The sequence below is a fragment of the Treponema sp. R8-4-B8 genome (genome assembly GCF_054786175.1).
Genome location: NZ_BDHE01000002.1, coordinates 1 through 22,115 on the forward strand (window position 1 = coordinate 1; position 22,115 = coordinate 22,115).

The 22,115-nt window shown below is 37.0% G+C and carries 20 protein-coding genes and 2 pseudogenes; 7 read left to right on the forward strand and 15 right to left on the reverse strand.

What is annotated here, in order from left to right:
* Positions 1–68: 68 nt before the first annotated feature.
* Positions 69–290, reverse strand: a pseudogene (locus ACYVRA_RS00350) (leucine-rich repeat domain-containing protein); the annotation flags it as partial.
* 166 nt (positions 291–456) lie between these two features.
* On the opposite strand from ACYVRA_RS00350, the gene ACYVRA_RS00355 reads away from it, so the two are divergent.
* Both ACYVRA_RS00355 and ACYVRA_RS00360 read left to right on the forward strand, forming a co-directional pair.
* Positions 457–1,680 (forward strand): tyrosine-type recombinase/integrase, encoded by a 1,224-nt coding sequence (locus ACYVRA_RS00355; protein ID WP_461250756.1) that lies wholly within the window; start codon positions 457–459, stop codon positions 1,678–1,680.
* Between the two features lie 135 nt (positions 1,681–1,815).
* Entirely contained in the window at positions 1,816–2,013 is a 198-nt protein-coding gene (locus ACYVRA_RS00360) for a hypothetical protein (RefSeq protein WP_461250757.1), read from the forward strand.
* A 148-nt stretch (positions 2,014–2,161) separates the two neighbouring features.
* Here the strand turns inward: ACYVRA_RS00360 and ACYVRA_RS00365 are convergent, their stop codons facing one another.
* The gene (locus tag ACYVRA_RS00365) at positions 2,162–2,869 is read right to left on the reverse strand and encodes a hypothetical protein (protein ID WP_461250758.1); all 708 of its coding nucleotides are present in this window, start codon (positions 2,867–2,869) and stop codon (positions 2,162–2,164) included.
* Between the two features lie 204 nt (positions 2,870–3,073).
* Between ACYVRA_RS00365 and ACYVRA_RS00370 the strand changes: the two genes are divergently transcribed.
* The 4 genes from ACYVRA_RS00370 (at position 3,074) to ACYVRA_RS00385 (ending at position 5,835) form a co-directional block, all read left to right on the forward strand.
* A complete protein-coding gene (locus tag ACYVRA_RS00370) occupies positions 3,074–3,178 on the forward strand; it encodes a helix-turn-helix domain-containing protein (RefSeq protein ID WP_461250759.1) in 105 nt (34 codons plus the stop codon).
* A 141-nt stretch (positions 3,179–3,319) separates the two neighbouring features.
* Positions 3,320–3,529, forward strand: a complete 210-nt coding sequence (locus ACYVRA_RS00375) for a hypothetical protein (protein ID WP_461250760.1) — start codon at positions 3,320–3,322, stop codon at positions 3,527–3,529.
* Positions 3,530–3,755: 226 nt separating this feature from the next.
* Complete coding sequence (locus ACYVRA_RS00380; RefSeq protein WP_461250761.1) at positions 3,756–3,998, forward strand: helix-turn-helix transcriptional regulator; 243 nt, start codon at positions 3,756–3,758, stop codon at positions 3,996–3,998.
* Positions 3,999–4,089: 91 nt separating this feature from the next.
* Positions 4,090–5,835 carry a DUF262 domain-containing protein gene (locus ACYVRA_RS00385; RefSeq protein ID WP_461250762.1) on the forward strand — a complete coding sequence of 582 codons (1,746 nt, stop codon included), beginning with the start codon at positions 4,090–4,092 and terminating at the stop codon, positions 5,833–5,835.
* 79 nt (positions 5,836–5,914) lie between these two features.
* Here ACYVRA_RS00385 and ACYVRA_RS00390 read toward each other — a convergent pair whose 3' ends face one another.
* The 9 genes and pseudogenes from ACYVRA_RS00390 to ACYVRA_RS00430 all read right to left on the reverse strand — a co-directional run bounded on the left by ACYVRA_RS00390 (position 5,915) and on the right by ACYVRA_RS00430 (position 17,918).
* Positions 5,915–6,460, reverse strand: coding sequence for a PDDEXK nuclease domain-containing protein (locus ACYVRA_RS00390; protein ID WP_461250860.1), 546 nt, complete (start codon positions 6,458–6,460; stop codon positions 5,915–5,917).
* A gap of 45 nt (positions 6,461–6,505) precedes the next feature.
* Positions 6,506–6,787: pseudogene (locus tag ACYVRA_RS00395) on the reverse strand (DUF1016 N-terminal domain-containing protein); the annotation flags it as partial.
* A 65-nt stretch (positions 6,788–6,852) separates the two neighbouring features.
* Entirely contained in the window at positions 6,853–7,497 is a 645-nt protein-coding gene (locus tag ACYVRA_RS00400) for a hypothetical protein (protein WP_461250763.1), read from the reverse strand.
* A gap of 4 nt (positions 7,498–7,501) precedes the next feature.
* Positions 7,502–10,495, reverse strand: coding sequence for an N-6 DNA methylase (locus ACYVRA_RS00405; RefSeq protein WP_461250764.1), 2,994 nt, complete (start codon positions 10,493–10,495; stop codon positions 7,502–7,504).
* Complete coding sequence (locus tag ACYVRA_RS00410; RefSeq protein ID WP_461250765.1) at positions 10,492–13,461, reverse strand: Eco57I restriction-modification methylase domain-containing protein; 2,970 nt, start codon at positions 13,459–13,461, stop codon at positions 10,492–10,494. Before ACYVRA_RS00410 ends, ACYVRA_RS00405 begins: the two co-directional genes overlap by 4 nt.
* 172 nt (positions 13,462–13,633) lie before the next feature.
* Positions 13,634–13,786 carry a hypothetical protein gene (locus ACYVRA_RS00415; protein WP_461250766.1) on the reverse strand — a complete coding sequence of 51 codons (153 nt, stop codon included), beginning with the start codon at positions 13,784–13,786 and terminating at the stop codon, positions 13,634–13,636.
* A 798-nt stretch (positions 13,787–14,584) separates the two neighbouring features.
* The gene (locus tag ACYVRA_RS00420; protein ID WP_461250767.1) at positions 14,585–14,758 is read right to left on the reverse strand and encodes a hypothetical protein; all 174 of its coding nucleotides are present in this window, start codon (positions 14,756–14,758) and stop codon (positions 14,585–14,587) included.
* 584 nt (positions 14,759–15,342) lie between these two features.
* Positions 15,343–15,507, reverse strand: a complete 165-nt coding sequence (locus ACYVRA_RS00425; RefSeq protein ID WP_461250768.1) for a hypothetical protein — start codon at positions 15,505–15,507, stop codon at positions 15,343–15,345.
* Positions 15,508–16,193: 686 nt separating this feature from the next.
* Entirely contained in the window at positions 16,194–17,918 is a 1,725-nt protein-coding gene (locus ACYVRA_RS00430; protein WP_461250769.1) for a leucine-rich repeat domain-containing protein, read from the reverse strand.
* A 167-nt stretch (positions 17,919–18,085) separates the two neighbouring features.
* On the opposite strand from ACYVRA_RS00430, the gene ACYVRA_RS00435 reads away from it, so the two are divergent.
* Complete coding sequence (locus ACYVRA_RS00435; RefSeq protein ID WP_461250770.1) at positions 18,086–18,427, forward strand: helix-turn-helix domain-containing protein; 342 nt, start codon at positions 18,086–18,088, stop codon at positions 18,425–18,427.
* 220 nt (positions 18,428–18,647) lie between these two features.
* Here ACYVRA_RS00435 and ACYVRA_RS00440 read toward each other — a convergent pair whose 3' ends face one another.
* From ACYVRA_RS00440 to ftsH, 4 genes are all read right to left on the reverse strand, one after another.
* On the reverse strand, positions 18,648–19,199 hold the full coding sequence (locus ACYVRA_RS00440) for a hypothetical protein (RefSeq protein ID WP_461250771.1): 552 nt from the start codon (positions 19,197–19,199) through the stop codon (positions 18,648–18,650).
* The gene (locus ACYVRA_RS00445; protein WP_461250772.1) at positions 19,174–19,410 is read right to left on the reverse strand and encodes a hypothetical protein; all 237 of its coding nucleotides are present in this window, start codon (positions 19,408–19,410) and stop codon (positions 19,174–19,176) included. The genes ACYVRA_RS00440 and ACYVRA_RS00445 overlap by 26 nt, the downstream gene beginning before the upstream one ends.
* A gap of 115 nt (positions 19,411–19,525) precedes the next feature.
* Entirely contained in the window at positions 19,526–20,077 is a 552-nt protein-coding gene (locus tag ACYVRA_RS00450) for a hypothetical protein (protein WP_461250773.1), read from the reverse strand.
* Between the two features lie 84 nt (positions 20,078–20,161).
* Positions 20,162–22,108: an ATP-dependent zinc metalloprotease FtsH gene (ftsH, locus tag ACYVRA_RS00455; protein WP_461250774.1), complete on the reverse strand. Its 1,947-nt coding sequence runs from the start codon at positions 22,106–22,108 to the stop codon at positions 20,162–20,164.
* Between the last annotated feature and the right edge of the window lie 7 nt (positions 22,109–22,115).

Here is a 22,115-nt window from a genome sequence, read left to right on the forward strand (position 1 = left end):
TTTGCGTAAAAATCAGCAACGCTAATTTCTTATGGGATAAGCATTTACGGAAACTGTATATTTTGTAATTAGGTAAAACGTGCAGTTTTCCTTATGTTCGGTATAGTTATGCTGGTAAGGCTGGCGCATCTTTCAAAAGTGTGAGTCTCAATTCTGATAATACTGTTTGGTATGGTTACGCTGGCAAGGCCGGAATAAGCAAAAGCACTCTCCCCAATGCTGGTAACGCTATTGGGTATGTTTACGCTAGCAAGGTTTTCACAGTTGTAAAAGGCGCTCTCACCAATGCTGGTAACATTGTTGAAATTGCACTAAACAACAGTTGTCAGCGGTTTTACTCTGTGATAAATCTATATCCTGTAAAGAATTAGCGTTGCTGGTTCGGTACGCCTAAAACGCTTGAAAATTCGTGTTATCAGGTATGACATCAATTTTCAAAAAAATAGGAGTTTTGCTATGCACAACGATTTTACTTTGTTTACAAGGGTTGTTCCTTCGGGGAAAACAGTGGTCTATTATTACGCTTATGACGGAGAGGGGAAACGGTTAGGTCCCTGGACTACCGGACAGAGCAATAAGACGGCGGCAAGGAATTATTGCAATTTGTTGAACAGGAAAGGGAAGCTACTTCCGGGACCAAAGGAAATGCCGACTTTTGCCGAATTTTCCGCTGTGTTTTGGGATTGGGAAAAAAGCGAATACTTGAAAGAACGGCGCAAGCGCCGAAACCTGACACAATCTTATGCGGATAAAAATAAGGGCGTGGTAGAAAATATTTTAGTTCCCTACTTTGGGAAAATGAAATTGGACGCTATTACTGGTAAAGAGATTGACGCTTGGCTTGATTATCTGATTTCAAAAAAATATAAAAACTCAACCGCTAACGGCTTTTACGGTTCGTTGCAAACTATGTTGAAATGGGCGGTAAAAAAACACATTATCGAGCGAGACCCATTCAATGATGTGCAAAAATTGTTGCAAGAACAAAAAGAAAAAAAGATTATCACCCATGACGAATTTATGGCGTTGTTTTCTGACGATTGGAGAAAAGTCTGGAATAACGATTTTTTGATGTGTACTGCCCATAAGTTGGCGGCGTTAACAGGAATTAGGTGTTGTGAAATATTGGGATTAAAAGGCGAATATGTTTTTGATGACCATATTTATATTTGCGCCCAACATGATGAGGTGTACGGCTACAGGGAAACTAAAACGAAAACGAAACACCATATTCCGCTTGCCGATGAGGTTATTGCGGACTTGAAAAAACTGATGAGCGTAAACGGACAGGGTTTTGTGTTTTCGCTGACTGGCGGCGATAAGCCGATAAACAGAAACAGCCTTTACAGCGGCTTGATGAAGGCTTTGCAGAATATCGGCATAAGCGAAAAGGAAATAAACGAGAGGGGGCTTAATGTCCATGCGTGGCGGCATTTCTGCAATACGGAAATGTTAAAAGGCGGCTTGTCCGTCAAAAAAGTACAAGCGGTTATAGGTCATAAGACGGAAAAAATGACCGACCGTTATACTCATTTTGACCCTATGGATTTTGGAGAAGTAACGGAGATACAAAAAGCGTTGTTAAAAAAACCTGAAACATCGGGTAAAGAAATACCGCCTTTTACGCTTGTTAAAATGCCGAATGATGAAAAAGCCGAATTGAGTAAACAGGCTTCATAGATTTAAAATTATTCATTTTATGCCCCTGCCGATGATGGCGGGGGCATTTTTTTGCCCAAAACCGTTTTTTTCAAAAACTAAAAGTTGCACGTTTATCCCAATTACTTTTGGTTTTAACTCTGTGAAGGTTTAAGCATGGAAACCTATTGGGATGACGGACAGGGAAAGAAACTTGACACGGACAATAAAATTCATAGCCGCGCCCACCGAATAAATTTAGCGTTTTTCGCAAATCTGCGGCGGGCTTCTTACACGATTACAAGTCGAGTGGCTCTGGTTTTGTCCCGCAACTTTCAAAATCCGCCGCCGTTTGGTTCCCCCCTTCATGGCTAATGACTGATTGTGCAAGCGGTCTAATACCACATGGCAAGAAAAGGGGCTTTCGGACAATGATATCAATCTTAGAAATAAAGAAAATATTGCACATCATGTTCCGATATAATCAGAGTTGCAGTAAAGCGGAGAAGCAATTATTAACCGGTTATGTGACAGTACTTTTTGTTACTACTTTTATCCAATATAAAAAACTTATGAATTTATATAAGAATGAATTATATTCTTTTTTACAAAGGATTTCAAATATCTTCCTATCAATAATACATTTCGGATTTTTACAAAAAATTTCTTCCATTTCACGTTCAATTAACATACTGTTCCAATAGGATCCATTAAAATAGATGTACCTATAATTTAGCAAATCAAAATTTGTAGGATAAAAATAATTGATAAATGTCTTTTTATCATTAATCATATATATTTCTATATAATTATATGGGAAACTATTAGTTTCATTTTCAAAATTTATTTGACGATATGGTACTTCAATTAATTTTTTAGAAACTGGTTTATTGCCAATATCATATAATTCAATAACGTCCTGTTTTACGTCATTTTTCGTATAAACTTTTATTAATAACTTAATGTAATCAATTGTTTTAGAATTTGATTTAACATATATTTTAGGAAGCTGTCCTTTGTCTTCATCATAAATACTTGGTAAATTTAATAAAATAGAAAAACCATGATTTGTCGATACCCACTTGTTTTCAAACGAATGCTTTTTGTAATAATATTTTTGCGACTCAATTAATTTGTTTAAAAATATTTTATTTCTTACGTAAGCATATATTTTTTTTGGAACATCTATTTTTTCCAATAAATATTCTGCTGGTTTTGTAATTTCTAACATATTATTATCCTCCACAAGTAATATTATAACATATTTTACGAAAATTTTGCAAAAGCCCTATTTAATTCTAAATCGGCTAGACTTGTTTTTTTGTATGTGGGTGAGGTATAACGGGTTATGAAAATACGGTTTAAGAATTCTGCCTGAATTCCAGCTTTATTTATGAACCTGCAGACTGTATTTTTTATGTATATAGGAGGACATATGGAAACTTATTGGAAAGTGAGCGAAGTGGCGGCGGCGTTGCAGGTGTCGGTGCAGACCATATACCGCTGGTGGCGAATGAGGGAATACCTTTATATAAATTGAACAAGGCGTTGCGTTATCGGGAAAAAGATTACCAGTATAGATCTTGACGCAACGGACGTGGAACGGAAAACCGCCGAAGAAAACTGGCTTGACAGGCATCCGACTGTTAAGCCTAAAACCTACGGGTAAAGGGAAAAACTGGTGGAACGGATACGTTTTTTAAGGGCGATCCGTCTTGTGGCGGAGGGGGAAAAACACGAATCCGCTCAGAGGAAAACGTGCGTTACAGAAAAAAAGATGAAATTATATGGTAAGGACGGGCAAGGCTGTTTTCCGCCTGATAATTGGAATAATGTTATGGGGGATAAAAAAATAATTGGCGGGGTGTTGGCGCTATCTAGGGCGGCATAACTGCATACGGAGATAAAGAGGCGACTTGAAGCGTTAGGGTTTGAAAATGTTACTGTTACGGACGAGAAAAATAATGCGCTTAATACCGTAATTTGTGGGAGGGATATGATGAATTAAAATGGGGATTGCAGATTGTTCGGGATGAAGGATAGTATGTTTCGCCGAAGGTTCATCGCCTGATTGAACATTGCGAGGAATAGCCAGACACAAAAGCAAAATAACTAAAATGCGGAAGGAATGTCTTGTAATGCTGTGCTGCGGGTGTATTCCTGACCGTATCAGGGAAATATTGAATAAATCCATAAGGACGGTTTACAACCAACTTAACGGTTTATATAACGCTTTTCATGTCAGCAACCGTGGAGAAATGATTGCTCTTGCATGGGAGATGGAACTGGTAACTCCCAAAGATATACATTTTTACAACAGAAAAAAGAATGCTTGCCGCTTCCTGAATGGGCGGTGGTGAAACAAAAATGTGATAGGGTTTATTTTGATTGAGAGGATTTTGGGTCTATCGGCCGGCTTGACAAAAAAGAATAAAAGTCTGAAAATTAGCCATGTCTAAATTAAATGTTGATCATAAGACCATAAAGACTCTGTTCGAGGATAAAAAGTCTGATTTTCTCATACCTGACTATCAAAGACCTTATGCATGGACAGACGAACAATGCCAAACCTTATGGGATGACCTTTTTGCATTTGCAATACCTGATGACGATTACCAAAAATTTGATGACGAAAACGCCGAATATTTTTTAGGCACTATTGTAACTTTCAAAAATAACGAATCTGGTAAGTTGGAAGTGATTGACGGACAACAAAGGCTTACTACTCTGATGTTGCTTCTACGCGCTTTCTATGTAAAACTTTTAAATATGAAGGATGAACCAACAAGAATGACGAGGGAAGCCATTTCACAATGTATTTGGAAAACAGACGCATTTGGTAAAGCAAATCTGGATGTTCTAAAGATAAATTCGGAAGTAGCGACAGATAATGATAAAGATGAATTCCTTAAAATACTAAAATCAGGCGAAGTATATGATGAACAAAAAAGTAACTATGCAAATAACTACCGCTTTTTCAAAAAGAAAATAGATGAATTTGTACTAAAAATGCCAAGTTGTTTTGCGTACTTGCCAAATAGAATACTAAAAAATTGTATCTTTCTGCCTATAGAATCAGAAGAACAAGATACCGCATTACAAATATTTTCAACTCTTAATGATCGAGGTTTACCTCTTTCTGATGCTGATATTTTCAAAGCGCAATTTTATAAATTTTATGGAGACAAAGGAAAAAAAGATATTTTTATTGATGAATGGAAAACGCTTGAGGAAATATGTATAGAAATTTTCCACCCAATTACCGGAACCCCAATGGATGAACTATTTGCCCGATACATGTATTATGTCCGTGCAAAACAAGGAATTAAATCAAGTACAACTGAAGCACTTAGAAAATTCTATGAAAAAGATAAATACAGTTTACTTAAAAAAGAAGAAACATTTGAGAATCTAAAAACACTTGCAAATTTCTGGAAAGATGTTATCGACCAAGACGATGAGCGATTTTCTAATGATGTTTTGAAAAAGCTTTTTGTTTTGAACTACGCTCCAAATGGAATGTGGAATTATTTTGTTTCTGTATATTTTATGCATAATAAAGATAAAGATGGAAAACTTAATGACAAACAATTTTATGATTTTTTAACAATAATTACCGCTTTTATTTGGACATATGCCGTTGTTAATCCTGGGGTAAACGCATTAAGAACTCCGGTATATGCGGAAATGATGAATATTGTTAACGACAAACCAATAAATTTTGACGAATCTAAGTTTGACTTAGACAGTATAAGAATATCTTTTAATAACTATGAATTTAAAAATGGCAGACCAATAACAAAGTCAATGTTGACTTGGTGGGCATTTAGTACCCCTGCTCAAACATTACCAAAGATAGACACCGCTTTTGATATAGAGCATATTTTCTCAAAGAACCGACAGAAAAATGAAAAAACATTAAAAGATGAAAAAAATCTTGAAGTTCTTGGAAACAAGTCATTGCTTGAAAAACGTATCAATATAAGGGCGACCGATTATAGATTTTCTGACAAGGTAAAATATTATAAAGGTGAAATTGTCAGTAAAAGAAAAGCAAAAGAGAAAACGCAAATCATTGAATTGATTAATCTTGCGGAAAACAACACAGATTTTACCGAAAAAGATATTGAAGAACGAAACAAGCAAATTATTGAAGGGTTTTTATCTTTTGTTAAGAAAAACAAACTGATTAAATAATATATTTTTCTATATTTTAGGAAGTCAAGTATAATTTGTCTGTATTTACTCAATTATAAAAAGTAGTTGCAAATTTCAATTAATCGTCATTTACATCTATCACATTAATAATTGCCGCTATTTCATCAGGCGATGGAAGTAAAGAGCGTATGTCTTCTGGTAGGTTGTCATAAAATGAATATGTCGCAACACCAATAGGTTTATTCGCTGTTTTTAATGTATATTCAACTCTTGTACGGTTTTTGCTTTTACAAATGATAATTCCAATAGAAGGGTTTTCTTCCGGTATTTTTTTTGTTTCATCAAGCGCAGTTAGGTAGAATTGCATTTTTCCTGCATATTCCGGTTTAAATTCGCCTATCTTTAAGTCAATCGCAATCATGCATCGCAGTCTTCTGTGATATAAAAGTAAGTCAATATAATAATCATCATCGGCGACATCAAGATGATATTGATTGCCAATAAAACTGAAATCTCCGCCCATTTCGGATAAGAATGAACGAATATTGTTTATAATGCCTGTTTCAAGTTCAGCCTCGCTGTGTTCGATACCCATTTCGATGAAGTCGAAGTTGTATTCATCTTTAACTGCAAGTTTTGCTTGAAGTCTGTACTTTTCTGGCACGGTTTCATCAAAATTTGTTTGATTTGTAAGATATTTTTCAAACGCTTTATTTTCGATGTTGTTAATCAATACATCTTTTGTCCAACCGTAGCGTTTTGTCATTTTTATATAAAATTCACGCTCATTCTTGTCTTTGCATTTTTCGGTTATAACACATATTTTCGACCAGCTTATTTCTGCCACTAATGGTGGCAGAATTGCCATTGGTTTTTCTGGTGATGAGGGCGGCAGATTTGTATTTTGTGAATACTCGATATAAAAACTTTTCATTCTCCAAAGGTTACGGGCTGAAAACCCCTGTATTAGAATGATGATATTCGTCGTAAGGGGGCGTGCTAAAAAGTGTTTATGGAGTAACTCTTACTAGATCTGAGAATATAAGTATAGTTTATTTATATTTTTATCCAATAATGATATAGAGTTATAGTTGTTTTATCTTTTCTTTTATGTACAGAAAAAAAACTGTCACATTTTTTAGTATTGCATTTAACTAAACAATCTTCATTATTCCAAAACTCATTATCTTCATTAATTAATTCTTTTATCCATGTGTTAATTTTCAATAACCAATAATCTGTATTATTTTTATCCTGTATGTAACCAAACATAATAGAATAATGTAAGTTTTTAGCGTGTTTGTTTTCTTTGAAACGTTGTATACCGCCATTACCTTTGAATCCTTTCATCTTGTCAACAATTACATATTCACGTTCATCATCACATTTCTTTCCTCTATCTGGAGTTGGTAATCGTTTAGCTTCTATCCAACAAAATACTTTATGCATACTTCTTAAATAAACACCAATATCTGTTGTATATATCCCTTCCTTATATTGATTCTGAAAAATAAAACCATTATCATTGTCATGAGTTTCTTCGTTTAATAAATATTCAATGTTTTGCGTAATTTTATCTTCTTCAGTTTCTTTTGTTAAAGGCTTATAGTTATATAAGAATTCATCAATGAAAACAAAAAGTGTTTCGTATATTTCTAATTCATTAATAGGTTCCCCTTGTGATGCAATTGGTTTTTCCATCTTTTTATTTCCTGTTTAGGGCATCTTCAAGAGTATCATCGAAGTCTCTTAATGCAATTGATTGTAACCAAAACATTAATTTTTTTGGTTTTACAATTCGGATAACATTATTTCCATAAAATTTCATCACCCTACTAAATTTAACAGTATGACTTGGATTCCATGAATATAATAAATCATTTATATTTTTTTTATACAATTCATGGGTAAAATTATTATCCGTTCCAAATGTATATTCACAAGCAAAGAATGAATCTCCTTCTATAAGTTTTGTAAAATAATATTTTTTCTTTTCTTTAGCATATATTTTATTCAATGAGTCGCAATATACCTTAGAAAAAGGTTTAATGTGTTTTTCGATTCCTGCTGTCTTTTTATGAATGCTCGCATTTTTCCCCTTTCCAAATTCTTCAATGTAATAATTTAACACATCATCAATAATAATTTTTTCTGCAATATTTGGTTTGAAAGTTTTATCTATAAAAAGTGGCAAATTTAACAAATCAATTAAATCTGAAGAATATAGAGACCTAACAATACCTGCTCGTGCACTCGTAGCAACAATATAAAAACGTAAAAAATTATTATTTGTTTTTAGCTGTTTCGCCAAATTGATAAGTTCATTACGACATTTCGGCGGACAATGTATACCTAATATTTCATTCCTGAAAGTAAGATAATCATTTCGTAAATCCATTGGAATACATTTTTTGCCAATAGACTTTTTTATCATAAAATGGGGTGGGCTAAAAATTAATGCTGAATTTGCAGGAATGTCCTTAAAATGTGTTTCATTCTGAATTTCGATTTTTTCAATGCCATTATCTTTAAAAAACCTATCCAAAATTGTAAATTTCCCTGAAATAATTTTATTTTTATCTTTATACTTTTTATTTCCAACAATATAGCCTTGCCCGTAGTCCCATCCTTCCCGTTTTTTTTCTTCTAAGTAGTCTTTCAATTTTTGAAATTTTTTTAGCCTATTGACAAGATGATATACTTGAGCACCACCTAATAAATTACATCTCCACGCATAAGGGGTTGACGCTGCAACCAAAGATGGGATTTCATGAAAGTCATAATGACTTAATTCAAAGTAGGATTTTTCAACAACGGATATGGATTCTCGAATAACAATATGAGTTATTGGGGTATCATTGGCAGGTGAATTATCTATAAAAACAGCCGCAGTTTCTACATTCGATCTGAAGAGTTTCTTTAAAAGTGTAAAATCAATTATTTGTGTAACATTATATTGTTTAAATAGAGCATTACGGAAAATAAAGTTTACATTTTGATTGTTGTCTTCATCACCACTGTATAGAAATGGTCCAGATTTCATGATTAAGCATAATTTTCCAGTTTCTTTTTTCAACAGAAGAAATGAAGTTGATAAGAATAGTAATGCTTCCTGATAATTAGGGATTTGTAAATTAATATTTTCGCATTTCTCAAATTTTGACAATTTTTTCTTGTAAACGGCAAAATCTTTTTCCGGTAATTCTTTGAATGGTGGATTCCCTATGACTAAATCAAAATCTTTATTAAAAAGATCCTCTGACAGATAATCAAAATAATCTTTTTCAATAATATTGCCATCTTTTTCTAAATCATTGAATAATCCTCGTTTTGTCCATATTTGTCTTGGTTTTAACATTGAACATAATGCTAATTGGAGGCTAAATATAGTTAACTGAACAGAATTAAAATGTGTATCAATACCAAAAATATTGTTTTTTAATATTTGTTTTAGTATTTCAGGTTTAGGGTCAGCTAATTTGCCATCGTGTCTATTTTTTATTCTCCATCGTTGAACTAAGCGTTTAAATGCAATTACCAAAAAAATACCTGAGCCACAAGCAGGATCAATCAATTTTATATTTTCATTTGTATCTTTAAAATTCAACGGTAAACATTCATCAATTAAAAGATTTACCAAAAAAGAAGGAGTATAAACCGCTCCATTTTTAGGAGTATCCTTATCCTTTCCCTTTCGATTTTTTTCTCTAGGTAAAAATTCCTCATACAAATTGCTGATGAGTTCAATGGGTATATGTTCAAAAGAATATTCTGTCCATCCAAAAAGATTTTCATTTGAACCTGCTTCAAAAAAAACTGCTAATTTATTTTGTTTTAATTTTATTATATCATCATAAACAATTTTATATGGATTCATTTTATCAGTCATTGAAAATATTCCACCATTGAAATGTTCTGACAATGATTTTAAAAGTTCAGTTAACTTATTATTGCGTAATATTTCTGTTAATGATCTAAAACCAGTTTCTTTATAAAAATAATCTTGAGCAAGATTATTTCCCGTTTCAGAATCTATTCCATTCTCTTCTAAATATTTGATTAAAATACACATTATCAATAAACGGTCAGACAGTTCTGATTGCTTTTTTCCTATCAATCGCTTAAATTCATACCTTACCCCTCTTAAACTGTTAAGTAGCCGTTCAGCAACGCCTGTACTATGTAAAAAATGATTTTTTGCGGCATCGGTTTCCCAAAATGCTCCATTATTAAATAATTGAGCATGATATTTTTTCAAAGCATCATTTTGAATATCTAAATCAATAATGTCTATGGGGCTTGTTATAATTTTGTCTTTAATAATATCAACAGGTTTGCGACTGTCAAAAACTTTAATTTCTCTTTGATTAACGATCATGTAAAGTGGTATCTCACAACCACTCCATACAGCGCGGTGAATCGTATTATAATCTTCCTGTGTTCGATTTCTTAAAATATTATCATATATGTATATTTGAGCCAATGGGGGGCGTCCGTCGTCAAAAAAACGAAAATACACGGCATCAACATCAAATTCTTTTGCTTTGTCCAATGCTACAATAATATAAGGAATATAAGGAGATTCGTTTCTAGAAATATATTCATTTTGTCTATCTACAATATAAACAGATGAGTAATCAGGTTTTTCTAACTGAAAGTCAAGAGTACTTAAATTATTAATATAACCATTATTACTCACTCTTTCCCCTCCACCACCTTAATCTCCTCATTAGTCAAATTGTACAGTTGATACACCGCTGTATCTATTGCCTTATCAACACCATCAATTTCTCCCGAAATAATTGTTTTTACTTGTTTGTTAGGCTCGGCGGCTTCTTTTTGCTTGAGATCAAGCATTTTGTCTACAAGAGAGACGAGAGCGTCGTGTTTGGTCTTGTCAGCTTTTACAGAAAGATCGAGAGTTGGAATAGGCAGTTTGCCTACGCCATTTGGAAAATATTCAAAACTACCGCCGCCTGTCTGCTTACCTATTGATCTGTATCTGTATGTTAATAATTTTGAATTGAGCAAAGCCATAATATATTTCAGCGATAATTTTTCATTTGTCCCAAAAACAACGGTCATGTTAGAAAACCCCAAACAACTAAAACCTTCATCATAACAAAAAGCATTTCTAAATGAACGCCGCGAACAATAGAGTTTTGGCAGATCATAATACTCTTTATGCATTGCAAAGGTATAATTCCACCACGGTGCTGATGGCCGTCTCCTTTTATCCGCCCTTCCTTTTAGCATTTTTCTGTTATTATTCAGATGATTCTGTATTGAGACTGGCAGGTCTTGGAAGTTTTCGACATCTTCAAAATAAAGAACGTATTCACCTTCATCGCTTATAAAATACCGGTCAATATTCTTTCCGGTTATTCGTTTTTTGATAAACTTTTTGGGAAATTGCTTGGGGTATTTGTCGAATAAAAAAACATCATCAGCCGCAGTTTCCATTCCTTTGCCAATAAGAAAGAGGTCCTGTAACAGGGAATGAGTGCCATCAATTTTATTTATTAATTCGGCGGTACGGGAATCCACTAATGCAAAAACAGCGTCTTTTTCAAATTTGACTTTGAAATAATGTGCGTTGTTGTTAATATAATCCTGCAATTCCTTAACGCTGTATGTTTTATCTTTCAGCACTGCTGCCTGAATTTCTGTATGCTCACTTTGAAAAATAAAAACACCCGTCGTTATGCTCGCTCCTTCAAAAACTTGAAATTGTTCAAAATTAACGATTTTTGCAAGCCTGCCGTCATCAATGATTTTATTTCGCAATTTCTGAGCCTTATCGGAAAACAAGAACGCATTAGATAAAATAAAACCTATATTTCCTTTTGACAACTGCATTGCCTTAACAAGAAAATAGAAAAGAATATCGCTTTTATCTTGCCAAATATAATCATATTTCTTTTGGATATACCGAGCTATTTCAGAACCAGCTCCCAAAGTTTGTATATTGAAATACGGCGGATTACCAATAACCACATCAAAACCGCCGTTTTTCATAATCTCCGAAAAACCGTTTTTCCCTTCCCAATCAAAACAATTAATTTTAATACGGTCATCATCAGTTAGTTCAAGGGAAGGCTGATCGTAATAGTCTGTCCCAATCAAGCTGTTGCCGGACTTGATGTTGTTTTCAAGATACGGAAGAAGCGTTATATCGGAATACTTAAAAAGTTGCTCTGAGCTTTCCCTGCTTTCATCTTCCAGTAGTTTTAGATATAAGGATAGTTTGGTAACTTCAACCGCCTGATTGTCAATGTCAACGCCGAAGATTGAATTACACAGGATACGCTGTTTTTCGTCTATGGTAAGTTTATAAGTATTATGCCCTGCCTCGAATATTTTTTTATTTTTCAATGAAGTCTTTATGTTCTTCTCCTGCGTGTAGTAATCAAGATGGTAATTCAATAAATACTGATACGCACCAACCAGAAAAGAGCCTGAACCGCAGGCAGGGTCGCATATTTTTATGGCGGCTATTTTTTCTGGTTTCTTGTTTTTTATTTTTTCGCCTACCGTGTTTTGAACGATGTAATCGACTATGTACTGCGGCGTGTAATATACTCCGCCCGCTTTTTTTACTTCGGGTTTTTCCTCTACTGCCGCAGTATGTATAGTGCCTTTAACTGATTTAAAATGAATCGTGTTGCCCAGAAAACGTTCGTAAATACTTCCCAGAATTTCTATGGGCAATACTGAAAATTCATAGGGACATTCAGGATAATATAAATTAATAATAATATTGGATAATACTTTATCCTCAATAAAAACTTTTTCTAGCCATTCTTCATAAGCGAAAAGACCGGAATTATATTTAATGTTAGCTTTTGTAAAAAGCAAGTTTAATTTTTCGTATATATTTGATGTTTTAGCGACGGTCAGCAGGATATTTTCACCTTCAATGCCTCTGTCTTCGGCAATGCGTAAGAATACAATGCGGTCGATGATTTTTTGTACTGCCGTGTTCAGGTTGTAAAGAGACAGGTCGGGATTGTTTTTAGCAATGCTTTTTGCCAATGTCATACGCCAGCTTTCGATAAGGGCAAGCAGTTCGGTATCTACTTCCGACGTGCCTTTTTTGTTTTTGTTGTCGATGACGTATTTGTCGAAACTGCCTTTGTTAATGGCAAGCTTTGAAAATGTATTGTAAAGAAAATCAAATTTCTGCTCATATTCCTTAAATGTAAAATAATCAATACGGGCTACGCTTGCCTTATCGTTTTTGTCAGGTTTTATCCGAGTATCGTAAATGGCAAATTCTTCAAAATTAGTTAAAATTGAAAGCGGCAGTTTGGCGGTGTAGGCATAACGGCGTACTTGAAAAGCAAATTCGGCGGCTTCTTTGATATTTACCGAAGGTTTTTTTGCTTCAACAAAAAATTTCCTTATTCCGCCTATTCTGAAACTGTAATCGGGGGCTTTTAGAGTGCCTTCTATTTTTACCTTGTCCTCTCGAACAACATCACGGTAGTTTTCGCCAAATGCCTGATTATTTGCCACATCCCAATCGAGCAATGTAAAAAATTTGTCGATAAAGTCGGTTCTGGTGTTGGATTCGTCATATTTTACATTTTTATACTCTGCGATATTTGCCGAAAAATTGGAGACAAGGGATTTAAGCTGTTCAAGGCGGTCGTTTTCGGTCATGGGTTATTATAGCATATATTGATTTACTAAGGCAAGAAATGTAAATTACCTATTCACTTTATAAGTGACACAATTAATGCGCCTCTCTCGTTCTTTACCCCTAGTGGTAGACTTTTTTCGTCCAGAATCAATATGTAATACCGCATAGTTAATGTTAGCGATTAAACCAGTTTTATCCAAATTTAACTTCTGCTTCAGATAAATTCCAACCGTCGTTAATTAAATAATTAGGAAACAAATTTTCTTTCATAACTTTTGCCAAATACGGAAACATAGGAACTATTTTCATAAGGCGGATATACCCTTCTTTGTCCCTGTTTTCCATAATTCAGTAAGCAGTCTTACCTGAAAAGATAAGTTTTTCATCTAAAGTCATGATTTGCGCTTGTGGCATATTTGGCTTTTTCGTAGTCGTTTCTCCTTATCCTTATTTTACTTACTTTTGGAAGCTTACGGTAACTCGGAGGGAAATTGCACCTTTTACCTAATTACTTGTAGAAAGCGGATTTTAAGATACGCTATTATTTATTTATTCAGAGTTAATAAATACCTCGCTTTGACCGCAGCGCGGACGGCTTGCTAAAGCAAGCCTCATTTTTTCATCGTTTTAATCTGTTCGGCGCTGGAACGTGTTGAATTTTTCATCTACACCCTGCGGGTGCGGTTTATTGTTCCCCCTGCCCCCTCAATTTTTGGTAGTGAAAACACGAATTATAATTTGTTTTATTTTTGTATTACTCCTTGTTGCTCTGTATTGCTATTTGTTAGCGATAAAAAGTAAAAAACAGAGCAAAAAATCTTTTACTACATTGATAAAATTTCCAATTACAAAATTATGACTTTTTTAAGAGACGCACACGCCCCCTGCAATAAAAATGGCTTCCATGCTGCCAAGAGAAAAAAATGCAAGAAAGTGTATTTAGGTGTATGGTTTTGTAGGATTAAAAAGAGTTTATCATACACTTTTTTTCTTACTCCCTGTTGCTCTTTGTTACTCTTTATTATTCCCTATTATTATATTTTTATTTATTTGTGTATCTTAAATAAAAAAAAGGAAACTTATAAATATATATTATATATATAGAAGTGGCAAATTCGCCTTTTATGCTGCATAGATACACTTTCAATGCTTCATTTTCTGGCAGTTTTTTACCGAGGCTTTTTTGTCGGCGGCTGTGTGCAAATTATCAGAGGGAACAATATTATCATCGGGGATTGTTGCCGCTAATCCGACTGAACGAAGTGAAGGAGTATTAGCGGTTTTAGCGGATAAATGTTTCATTACGGTTTGTCTCATTACGGAATAAACGCCTTACCTATCATAGCCCCTGCGCTGTCCCCGAAGGGGGCTGCGCAGGGGTTTCACCGAATAAATGCCTTTGCGTTACCAATGCCCACCTACCGCTAGGTGGGTGGGTCTTACCGTGTCTCGCTGTCAGGCTTATGTTAAGAATTATTTTTTAAAAGCGTCTGGTTTTTTATTTCTGAAAAAATCAAGAGGGGCTGTTTTTTTTATCGGGTTTTTTCGCCGTATATCCGCTTGGGAGCGGAGCGGACAAGCGGATTTGCGGCAATAGGGATTTATTTTTTACTACGGATTTTGGGAACTTTTAGCGGATAGCGAAGGCTGTTTTATTTACGTCAGCCGTGTGCATACTTCGCTCCGCTTCTTGTTATACGAAAAGCCGGGCGGGGATACTACGCTTTTTTGTGGCTTTGTGGCGGCGGGGCGTGAGGATTAGCCTGTATCATAAAAAAAAGCAAACATGGATGTTTGCTTTTTTTTATTCCTTACAGCGTATTGCCAACGGCAATACGCTGCCTCCCCCCCTTTGAGCCGGTTTATAGTGAGTTTTGCGCCTGTAGCCTGTCCACATGGCTTTAGCGGTTTATGCTTTTTCTTTTTATTATTTTATCGAGGTCGGGCATTTTTGATTTTTTCGGGTCTTTTGCCATGTGGACAGGCGGAAGGCGCAAAAGTTTCCCTATTAAAATAGGGGGGGTAGCTCGGCGGCAGGGGGGGGGACAATAAAATTCCGCCGCCACAAAGCCACCGTATTACTCTCCTCTTGTGGGTTTCGCTGGCGGGTGGGGATATTACGACTATCTCACACGGGTTTTATGACTGCTGTTATGCGACATTTTGCGAGATACAGGCTTTAATGATTTGAAAAAAAAAGTAGTGGAGCGAAGCGGAACTACTTTTTTTGACCTTATTAAAGATACTGATAAATTACCCCCTCAATTTTTCGCATACGGGCGGGTGGGTCGCTTTTTATCAGGCTTTCATGAGCTATGATAGGTGGGTAGTATGCGAAAAATTGAGGGGGTATTAGCGAACTAATTTATTTAGTCGGGTGTTCTTACTTTCGTTTTATCTTAGGGCGAAGCCCTACCGCCGTAGGCGGTTCTATTTCTTGTGGGAAATCAGTTTAGCGTTATGCGACATTTATTAAATATAAGAGGTTTTAAGAGGGTAAAGGTTAAAAAAAAGTAAAAAATGGTTTGTAACGGCACTAATGGCTTAATTATGCTATATTTGGGGGTGTTTTTTGGTAGGGCGCAAATATTATAAAATGTCGATTTGATGAAAGCGTTAAGTGAAATCATTTAATATGTTATCAATTATGACATCAATTTTTAATAGTAACAGGGGGTAATAGGGAGTAATAGGGAGTAATAAGTATTGACATAATTTCTTATCTGGTATAGAATTAGAGCAATAGGGAGTACTACAGGGTAATAGGGAGTAATGGGGTACGAACTCTGGTAACTCTGTTGGGTATGTTTACACTGATAAGGCTACTGCAAAAAGAAAAAGTCCCATCCTCAATGCTGGTAATGTTGTTCGGGATGGTTACGTTGGTAAGACTAATACAATAGGTAAAAACACCTCCTCCTATGCTGGTAACACTGTTGGGGATGGTTACACTAGTAAGGCTGTTGCAATCGGAAAAAGCGTATGTCCCAATGCTGGTAACGCTATTGGGGATGGTTACGCTGGTAAGGCTGTCGCAATTGGAAAAAGCCCAACTCCCAATGATCGTAACCGGTTTTTCGTTTATCTGCGCCGGTATGGTTACAGCGCCTCCGGTTCCATTATATCCGGTAATGATCACCACGTCTCCGATTACATAAGAGAAACCGTTGTATGTACCACTGCCGTCGTATTTTGTATATGTCGTTGTATATATCTCCGTTCCTTGTTCCCAAGTATACGTAAAAGTCAAAGTAAGCGTAACGCCATTTATTGAATAAGCCGCCGACACGCTGTCCCCACCACTTACAACCCATTGTCCATTATCCCAATAATGGGTATTTTGCATTATTATCTGGTTGCCACTGACAATATAAACCCCCTTTCGCCCATTTGGTATTTCAAAACTACCATTGTTGAAAATAATTGTTCCTTCACCGTACCACGTTCCGTCAAGAGTAGTTGTCCCTCCTCCGTCAGTTTTACTCCCCGCTTGTCTCTGTCCGTTAAAAACTGTTGTTGCCGTTTCCAGTGCAGTTTTCGCATTGTCAACTGAGGCTTGATCCGCGTTTGCATTATCATATACAGATTGAGCGGCAGCGATTGCCATTGTAAAGGTATTCATCTGAGGTTGGGTTACCCAATAGACCGTTGTCAAAACGTCTGTTCCGTCCGCACTGGTTACAATACCTTCCTTTGCGGAATTTGCCAATGAAATACTGTTTTGTAATTGGCTTTTGTCAATAATTATATTTTCTGTTTTTGTCCCAAGTTGTTTCTGTCCGATAAAAACTGTCGTTGCCGCTGTCAATGTTATTTTTGAGGAGTTCACCATCGACTGATCCGCTTCTTCATCATCATAAAAGGCTTGAGCGGTAGCGATTGCGGTGGTGAAGCTGGTCATCTGCGACTGCGTGACCCAATATGCCGTTGTCGGAACGTCCGCGCCGTTTGCGCTGACGGTAACGCCGTCTTTTGCCGTATTAGCGGCGATTAATGCCGTTTCCAAAGCTCTCTTGTCAATAAAAACACTCAAGGTTTCAGGCGTGTCTACCACCTTTTGACCGCTTTCATTAACTATGTCTCCGGTGATGACCGTCATTTCCGTGCCGCTTATGGTAACGGTTAACGGCTTGTTGTTCACGGTAATATTGATAACAACATCAGCTCCGCTATTTTGCGCCGAATTAATCGCGCCGGAATAGGTAAGCGCGACGGCGTAAGTTCCGTTGTTAAACAGTTCAACAGTAAGCTTGAAGAAATCTCCCTTCTTTACGGTATAACGCGTCGTCCTGCCTTGCAGTTTCCCGGTGATTTCAAGCGTGTACACGTTGCCTCCGCCGTCTTTGCTTACATAGACGGCTGTCTGCGGCTCATTGTCATTGGGAACAGGGTTGCCGCCTGTTGTTTCGTTATCGCAGGATACGGCGATACATCCGATGATTGCAATTAAAATGATTGCTAACCAGTTGTTTTTCATGTTGAAAACTCCTATTTCTTGTGGGCAAAATAATTTTTCTGCCCAGAATCGAAATTTATTCATATTTCAATACAGAAACAATGAATAAATTCATACTATAAAACAATATAACATTAATATATTCATATTGTAAAGAGGAAAATATGGATAATTTCATATTATGAGTTATGGGATTCAAGGAAAATCTCAAAGAGCAGCTAAGTTTTTCCGGTATGTATGTTAAAGAATTGGCGGCCTTATCAGGTGTCAAAAAGCAGACCATTGACACTTACTTAAATGTACATAACTGTATGCCCTCGGCAGATGCCGCCGTAGCAATAGCGCAGGCGCTTGGCGTGTCAGTGGAATATCTTGTTACCGGCAAGGATGCCAGGCAAAAAACAGCCCAATATCCCCCTGAGGCCAAAATGGTTGCAGATATAACCGCGCAAATGGAAAAGAAAAACCGTAAAATGGCAGTCGCCATAATAAAGTCCATGAAAAAACAGGAAGATGAAGAAAAAAAATGATCCCTTGAGAAGCTTATCAAACATTGCTTGAATGTTCCTTCTTCCATATTTTATGTTATAATCCCTTTGTAAGGTGATTTACACCATTATTGCTAATTAGCGTCTGACCACTAAAACACATAAACAGGGCTTTTTCTATGATACTTTTTTCATGTGTTTTAGTGGTCAGAATGTATGCCGAATAAAATCCTTGAGTACAAGTGAGCAAGCTTTACTTTTTTTATTTTGTCAATGCTTTTTTCTGTTTCTCCACATACGCTGTTTGCGCTGTAGACATATTGATTAAACGCTGTTTGAGCAGGGCTTTTTCCATTGGGTCTATGCCGGGTGCTTTCAATATGTTTTGTATTCGGGTTTTATGTCCGCTACAGGCGATGTGAAAGGAGTCCTTTGGGAACCCTTTTACACGGTATTTTGTATCATGTGGGTGGGTTTGTTCTGCTATCTCGTAATGCAAGCTTTCAACGGCTTTAAGGGCAAAAAATGCGTCATCGAAAAATCGAACGGCTTTTGACAAGCTGCTTATGCTGTCTTTATCTGACTTTTCCAAAAATTCTAACTCCTGCGATAAGAAGGTGTATTCGGCTAAAATAATGGATTGAGGGTCGGCGGAGGCTTGGGCTTCTTGAAAGGCGGTCATTGCAACTTCAATACCATATTCATAGTTAATACGCCCTTCTCGTTCTTTCCCTTCGATGGCAAAGCCTTTACGACCTGAATCAATATTTGTCGCTGCTTCATATATACTATTGACTAGTAAAACATGGTCCAAATTCAGCCTCTGCTTCTGATAAATTCCAACCGCTCTCTATAAGCGGCTTCAGACCAACCTTTTCCTTGTAGATTTTTGCTAAATAGGGCGGCATGGGGATTGATCTTGTTAGACGACTTGCTCCTTCTTTATCTCCGGCTTTCCATAATTCTGCGGCTTTGCAGCCAATGGCTAGTTTTTCGTCAAGGGTCATCGTTTGCGCTTGCGGCATAAATTTCTCCTTATCTTAAATATACCGGAATTGACAGTTATGAGCAATTATCAATGAACAAATGCGTAGTGATATCATTGCACACGCATTACAGAAAGTTGTATTGGGTTGGTTCTTATGACTCTTCTGTATCGCCTGAATCACCTGTATCGCCGGAATCACCTGGGTCTCCTGAATCCCCCGGATTTGTCTGATCTCCTGGATTTGTCTGATCCCCTGGATTTGTTTGATCCCCCGGATTTGTCTGATCCCCTGGATTTGTCTGATCCCCCGGATTTGTTGGTGATATTGGTGTTATAGGTTCTTCTTTTTCTATTAAAACATAGCCTTCTCTCTGTGTAACTATTAATATTTGGGCACCTACGGGAGAATTATTCAACAGTTCAGTCAAATCGTCTATTTTTTTGTCGCTCCAGTCTATAGTGGACAGAGCATTCTTAGAATAAACTAACTCTCTTACTGTTTTTACCGGTTTTTTATAATCATAAGAGGATGGTTCTAATAGTTTAGGATCTAGACCGACAGAGGCTGAATATCTGAATCCATAATAAGCCGAATACTGTCCTATCAAAACCTTATCGTTGTACTCTTCTTCTGTGTTTTGATTAAAATCACAGCCAGTAAAATATAATGTGAATACAGTTAATATTAATATTAGTTTTTTCATTTTATTTCTCCTATTCTCATATATTTATTATAATATTTAACGTAAAAAAAGTAAAGGTTTTCTTAAATCTTTTTCATCTGTCTTTTATACCACTATTGATATTCCCTCTCCGATGAGGGCTTTAAATTCTTTTTCATCCAGGGTTTCTTTTTCCAATAAAGCGGCAGAAACGCTATTCAGAATATCGCGTTTTTCTTCCAAGATTTTTTTGGCTTTCGCGTACTCGCTCTCTATAACACGGGCAATTTCTTCATCCACATACTGTTGTGTGGTTTCCGCGTACTCGCGTTGGAAAGACGGCTCCTGCCTTTCCTGCCCGGTCATGCTCATGCCGCGCGATGTCAACGCTACGTTGCGGAAACGGTCGCTCATGCCATAATCGGTAATCATTTTGCGGGCGATGTCTGTCGCCTTAGTTAAATCGTTAGCCGCGCCTGTAGAGTATTCGCCTGAAATCATTTCTTCGGCGATACGCCCGCCAAGAAGGATGTCAATCCGTCCCAGAAGATCAGACTTGGTTACCGTATAACGGTCTTCAAGGGGAAGCTGCAAGGTGTAACCCAAAGCAAAACCGCGCGGAATAATCGAAATTTTCTGCACAGGGTCGGCGTTAGGTGTAAATGCCGCTATTATGGCGTGTCCGGCTTCGTGATAGGCAGTTAATGTTCTTTCCTTCAGCTTGAGTACTCTGGTCTTTTTTTGCAAGCCCGCTACGGTTTTTTCAATCGCTTCGTCAAAGTCACGCTGCGCCACCATTTTCCGTCCAGCCCTGACCGCCAATAACGCGGCCTCGTTTACAATATTCGCCAAATCCGCCCCGGAAAAACCGGATGTTACGCGAGCTACAGTTTCCAGATTAACAGAGGGGTCTTTTATTACATTTTTTGAATGAATTAATAAAATTGCCTCCCTGCCTTTGAGGTCGGGTTTGTCCACAAGCACCTGCCTGTCAAAACGTCCGGGGCGCAGGAGCGCGGGGTCTAACACGTCGGGTCTGTTTGTGGCGGCCAGGATAATCAGCCCGCTGGTATTGTCAAAACCATCCATTTCTACAAGGAGCTGGTTCAACGTCTGTTCGCGCTCGTCATTACCGCCTGCGATATTGTTTATCCTGCTTTTACCGATGGCGTCTAACTCATCAATAAAAATAATACAGGGCGCTTTGTTTCTTGCCTGCTTGAACAAATCGCGCACGCGCGCCGCGCCTACACCGACAAACATTTCTACAAAGTCGGCACCGCTCATGCGGAAAAAGGAAACTCTCGCTTCTCCGGCGACAGCCCGCGCCAGCAAAGTTTTCCCCGTCCCCGGAGGTCCCACCAAAAGCACTCCCTTGGGTATCTTGCCGCCAATCTCCTTGTACTTCTGAGGACTCTTTAAAAAATCGACAACTTCAACCAGCTCCTCTTTAGCTTCATCAACTCCGGCAACATCGCTAAAGCGCGTAACAATGTCCCCCTCCGCGACAATAACCGCGCGGTTTTGTCCGATGGAAAGCACATTGCCGCCCATATTCCCCAAACGTCTGAATACGAACCGCCAAATAAAAATGAAGAAAGCAATTGGCAACACCCAGCTAAAAATAAAATTTAAAACCGCGTTACCTTCGCGTGAAACCGCGCCGTAGGAAACATTATGCGCGTCTAAAAAATCAATAAAACCTTCAGTAAGAATTGAAACAGTACGGTACACTTTATCATGCTGACCCGGACCGTATGAGCGTGTAATTGATCTTGCAGATTCTTTTTTGTCGGGATTTGTAAAACCTGTAAAATAAGATTCTGTTATTTCCACGCGTTTTATTTCGCCTGTTGAAATACGGGTTTTAAATTCAGAAAAATCTATCGCCGGATTCATCTTGTTGAGAAACACATAATTAAAAAGACTCATTCCAATAATCAGGATAACGACATAGACAAGAAGGAATTTCCATCCGCCAAACCCTTTAAAATCAGGCATTTTAGGCGGTCCGCCAAATGGAAACATGGGACCGCCTTTATTATCATTCTTGTCACCGGAATTTTCACTCATATATAGA

Bases quoted from the DNA above. Each gene is read 5' to 3' on its own strand.
- ACYVRA_RS00355 (WP_461250756.1), top strand. From the start codon at position 457: ATGCACAACGATTTTACTTTGTTTACAAGGGTTGTTCCTTCGGGGAAA.
- ACYVRA_RS00360 (WP_461250757.1), top strand. From the start codon at position 1,816: ATGGAAACCTATTGGGATGACGGACAGGGAAAGAAACTTGACACGGAC.
- ACYVRA_RS00365 (WP_461250758.1), bottom strand. From the start codon at position 2,869: ATGTTAGAAATTACAAAACCAGCAGAATATTTATTGGAAAAAATAGAT.
- ACYVRA_RS00370 (WP_461250759.1), top strand. From the start codon at position 3,074: ATGGAAACTTATTGGAAAGTGAGCGAAGTGGCGGCGGCGTTGCAGGTG.
- ACYVRA_RS00380 (WP_461250761.1), top strand. From the start codon at position 3,756: ATGCGGAAGGAATGTCTTGTAATGCTGTGCTGCGGGTGTATTCCTGAC.
- ACYVRA_RS00385 (WP_461250762.1), top strand. From the start codon at position 4,090: ATGTCTAAATTAAATGTTGATCATAAGACCATAAAGACTCTGTTCGAG.
- ACYVRA_RS00400 (WP_461250763.1), bottom strand. From the start codon at position 7,497: ATGGAAAAACCAATTGCATCACAAGGGGAACCTATTAATGAATTAGAA.
- ACYVRA_RS00410 (WP_461250765.1), bottom strand. From the start codon at position 13,461: ATGACCGAAAACGACCGCCTTGAACAGCTTAAATCCCTTGTCTCCAAT.
- ACYVRA_RS00415 (WP_461250766.1), bottom strand. From the start codon at position 13,786: ATGGAAAACAGGGACAAAGAAGGGTATATCCGCCTTATGAAAATAGTT.
- ACYVRA_RS00420 (WP_461250767.1), bottom strand. From the start codon at position 14,758: ATGAGACAAACCGTAATGAAACATTTATCCGCTAAAACCGCTAATACT.
- ACYVRA_RS00430 (WP_461250769.1), bottom strand. From the start codon at position 17,918: ATGAAAAACAACTGGTTAGCAATCATTTTAATTGCAATCATCGGATGT.
- ACYVRA_RS00435 (WP_461250770.1), top strand. From the start codon at position 18,086: ATGGGATTCAAGGAAAATCTCAAAGAGCAGCTAAGTTTTTCCGGTATG.
- ACYVRA_RS00445 (WP_461250772.1), bottom strand. From the start codon at position 19,410: ATGCCGCAAGCGCAAACGATGACCCTTGACGAAAAACTAGCCATTGGC.
- ACYVRA_RS00450 (WP_461250773.1), bottom strand. From the start codon at position 20,077: ATGAAAAAACTAATATTAATATTAACTGTATTCACATTATATTTTACT.
- ftsH (WP_461250774.1), bottom strand. From the start codon at position 22,108: ATGAGTGAAAATTCCGGTGACAAGAATGATAATAAAGGCGGTCCCATG.